This window comes from Paracoccus binzhouensis (genome assembly GCF_016446475.1).
GTDB classification, from domain to species: domain Bacteria; phylum Pseudomonadota; class Alphaproteobacteria; order Rhodobacterales; family Rhodobacteraceae; genus Paracoccus; species Paracoccus binzhouensis.
Genome location: NZ_JAEHFP010000204.1, coordinates 1 through 3461 on the forward strand (window position 1 = coordinate 1; position 3461 = coordinate 3461).

Below are 3461 nucleotides of genomic sequence, written 5' to 3' on the forward strand. Positions count from 1 at the left end.
AGGTTGGCGGTGTGGGTCTGCTCATACATCACAGCTACCACCCTGGATTCACGATCTGAATCCCTGACGGGATTTGTGCAACAGAGCCGGCTACGGGGTTCGATGCCGTCCTGACCGGGCTCGGCATCGTTTCGACGAAATGGCAGCTCGAGACCCCGATGATATTCAAGAGCCGCCACACCCAAGCTCACGGACGTCGGGCAACGTTCGAGCCTGGTTTCGGCTGCTCGCTTGCGGATGCGGTGGAGGCGTCTTGCTCGGCGTTCCCCTTCTTCGAGCGCAAGTTGGTCACCACCGCATCCGGTGCCGTCGTCGAGCTCTTCGACGGCGGGTACTGCGCGAATAATCCCGCATTGTACGCTTTGGCTGACGCGACCGTAGCGCTCGGTTATGCTCCAGCGGACTGCCGGTTGTTGAGCCTCGGCTGCGGACAGTACCCGGAACCGCACCGCGGCTTCATCGCTCGTCAAATCCAGAACTTCCTGCCTGTGCAACTCCTGCAGAAGACGCTGGAGGTGAACACCGCGTCGATGGACCAGCTCCGAAGGCTGCTCTACGCCGATATCCCAACGGTCCGGATCAGCGACACCTTCGACAAGCCGGAAATGGCCACGGATATGTTCGAGCATGATTTGCGGAAATTGAACCTACTCCAGCAGCAGGGCGTGGAATCTTTCGCGCGGCGGGAGGGGGACGTTCGCGCACTGCTTTTGGGATAGGGTTAGGGATGGCGATTTCAGAGAAACAGCTCGAGACGTGGTCGCACGTCGGAGCGCAGGCACAGTCAGCGGCAACGTATCGATCGATAAAGGCAGTACTAGAGCACAAGGACGCACCGTATGCTGGCCGTGGGTTCGACATCTTCCTCCAAGGCTCCTACGGAAACGACACCAATGTCTACGCCGAGAGTGATGTCGACGTGGTGATTTGCCTGACGGACGTCTACAATAGCGATGTTTCTGGTCTCGACCCGGCCGATAAAGCGGCCTACGAGGCGAACCGGTCCCCAGCGACTTATGGTTTTACGGAGTTCAAGCGTGACGTAACCGCTTGGCTCGTCAAGAACTTTGGTGGTGGGGTGAAGGCAGGGAAGAAGGCGATCTTTGTACCGGGCAACGGCACCCGGCGGGACGCCGATGTCATCGCCTGCATCGAGCACCACCGGTACACTTCCTATCGCTCAGTCTTCGACAACCGGCACCATGTCGGCATCACATTCATCACTTCGGGCGGAGACCGCATCATCAACTTCCCGAAGCAGCACATGCGGAACTGCACGACAAAGCACCAAGCTACAAGTAACCGGTTCAAACCAAACGTGCGTGTCCTGAAGAACATGCGCAACGCGATGGTTGGGGAAGAATTCATTAAAGACGGCGTAGCGCCGTCGTACTTCCTCGAGGGGATGCTCTGGAGCGTCCCGAACCAGAACTTCGTCGGAAGCTACCAGCAGAGCTTCGAGAACTATCTGTATTGGCTGGAGCGCTGCAATGCAAACGAGCTTTCCTGTGCGAACGACCTCCACTGGCTGATCCGCGAGAACTCTCACATCTGCTGGAATATGACGGACTACCAGACTTTCCTCGCCGCCGCTCGGAGGTACTGGAACAGCGGCCACCGATAGCCATAGTCAGAAGGCGTGTATATCTGCTCCTAGCCGGCTCAGCGCTGGCTTCGCGCCTCCGGAGAATGTCCGCTTCCTTCCTCCACGTCGGGGTAGCCGCACGTGCAAACACAGATCACGCATGCGCAGCCAATGTCCAGAAGGTCCCGACGCTAGCACATCCAGCGAACCAATCGAATCAACAAGTGGTTGCGCTGGGGCACTCAAACCTTGGAGGCGGGACATGGTCCCCGCCGTTCTCCTGTATTTGCACGCCACACTACTACTACGACCGAAACTTGTTGATTCGGCCCGTTTTGCCTCTCTTTTAGTGGTCCCCATCCGGGGATTGTCTCTCGCCTCCCCGGTGGAACGGGGACGACATGGCAGACATCAACCACAAGCAGACAAATGTGGACCGCGGCGCGCGCATGCTTCGAACGGCGCTCGGGTCTGCCATTTCAACCCTCCTGCAGGATCCGTCCGTCGTCGAGGTGATGCTGAACCCCGATGGCCGGATCTGGGTGGATCGGCTCTCCGCGGGGTTGGCCGATACGGGTGAGATGTTGTCCGCCGCCGATGGCGAGCGCATCGTGCGCCTGGTCGCCCATCATGTCGGCGTCGAGGTCCACGCCCGCAGCCCCCGCGTCTCGGCGGAACTGCCAGAAACGGGTGAACGGTTCGAGGGCCTGTTGCCGCCTGTCGTTGCCGCTCCAGCCTTCGCCATCCGAAAACCTGCGGTCGCGGTCTTCACGCTGGACGACTATGTCGCGGCAGGCATCATGTCCGCCGGCCAGGCCGCAACGCTACGCGCGGCCGTCGCGTCACGCGCCAACATTCTCGTGGCTGGCGGTACCTCCACCGGGAAAACCACCCTCACCAATGCGCTGCTCGCCGAAGTGGCGAAGACGCAGGATCGGGTCGTCGTCATCGAGGACACGCGCGAGCTACAATGCGCTGCGCCTAACCTTGTCGCCATGCGGACCAAGGATGGCGTTGCCACGCTGTCGGAGCTGGTACGGTCGTCCTTGCGCCTACGCCCCGATCGTATCCCGATCGGTGAGGTGCGTGGCGCCGAGGCGCTCGATCTCCTCAAAGCCTGGGGTACCGGACATCCCGGCGGCATCGGCACCATCCATGCCGGTTCCGGCATCGGTGCGCTACGCCGACTCGAACAGCTCATCCAGGAAGCCGTCGTCACCGTCCCGCGCGCCATGATCGCGGAGACCATCGACCTTGTTGCCGTCCTCGCGGGTCGCGGTTCCGCCCGGCGTCTCACCGAACTCGCCCGTGTCGAAGGTCTTGGCCCAAATGGCGATTACCGAATTTCCCCTGCCTTTTCGGAACTAACCACCACTCACGATTCAGGAGAATCTGCATGATCCGTCGCGCCTTGCGTATCCGCCATCATGTGGCAACCGCCGCCGCATTCACTTGGGCGAGCCTGATGACCGCGCCCGCCTGGGCCTCCGGCTCCTCCATGCCCTGGGAAGCGCCGCTGCAATCTATCCTCGAATCCGTCGAAGGGCCTGTCGCCAAAATCGTCGCGGTGATCATCATCATCGTCACCGGCCTGACACTGGCCTTCGGCGACACCGGCGGCGGCTTCAGGCGCTTGATCCAGATCGTCTTCGGCATCTCCATCGCCTTCGCGGCGTCCAGCTTCTTCCTCTCGTTCTTCAGCTTCGGCGGCGGGGCGCTTGTCTGATGGCGGTGAGTTTCGAGGCGCTCGACGCGGTGCCGGGGTTCAGCGTGCCGGTTCATCGCGCCCTAGGGTCAGGATTCATAACCAATAGATGACGAGAGCCGCGAGGGCGATGGCTGAGAGGAAGACCTTGGGGCATCGGTCATAGCGGGT

The 3461-nt window shown here is 61.1% G+C and carries 4 protein-coding genes; all 4 read left to right on the forward strand.

The genetic code is table 11. From position 1 onward, the window contains the following. The first annotated feature begins 158 nt into the window (after positions 1-158). Complete coding sequence (locus tag I9P22_RS23685; RefSeq protein WP_199262631.1) at positions 159-719, forward strand: patatin-like phospholipase domain-containing protein; 561 nt, start codon at positions 159-161, stop codon at positions 717-719. A gap of 8 nt (positions 720-727) precedes the next feature. After that, positions 728-1624 (forward strand): nucleotidyltransferase domain-containing protein, encoded by an 897-nt coding sequence (locus tag I9P22_RS23690; protein ID WP_199262633.1) that lies wholly within the window; start codon positions 728-730, stop codon positions 1622-1624. A 410-nt stretch (positions 1625-2034) separates the two neighbouring features. Continuing rightward, on the forward strand, positions 2035-2985 hold the full coding sequence (gene trbB / locus I9P22_RS23695) for a P-type conjugative transfer ATPase TrbB (RefSeq protein WP_456299619.1): 951 nt from the start codon (positions 2035-2037) through the stop codon (positions 2983-2985). Continuing rightward, the gene (locus I9P22_RS23700) at positions 2982-3311 is read left to right on the forward strand and encodes a TrbC/VirB2 family protein (protein WP_199262637.1); all 330 of its coding nucleotides are present in this window, start codon (positions 2982-2984) and stop codon (positions 3309-3311) included. Before trbB ends, I9P22_RS23700 begins: the two co-directional genes overlap by 4 nt. Positions 3312-3461: the final 150 nt, after the last annotated feature.

Coding starts and splice junctions, on each gene's coding strand:
- trbB (WP_456299619.1), top strand. CDS start 2,035: ATGCTTCGAACGGCGCTCGGGTCTGCCATTTCAACCCTCCTGCAGGAT.
- I9P22_RS23700 (WP_199262637.1), top strand. CDS start 2,982: ATGATCCGTCGCGCCTTGCGTATCCGCCATCATGTGGCAACCGCCGCC.
- I9P22_RS23690 (WP_199262633.1), top strand. CDS start 728: ATGGCGATTTCAGAGAAACAGCTCGAGACGTGGTCGCACGTCGGAGCG.
- I9P22_RS23685 (WP_199262631.1), top strand. CDS start 159: ATGATATTCAAGAGCCGCCACACCCAAGCTCACGGACGTCGGGCAACG.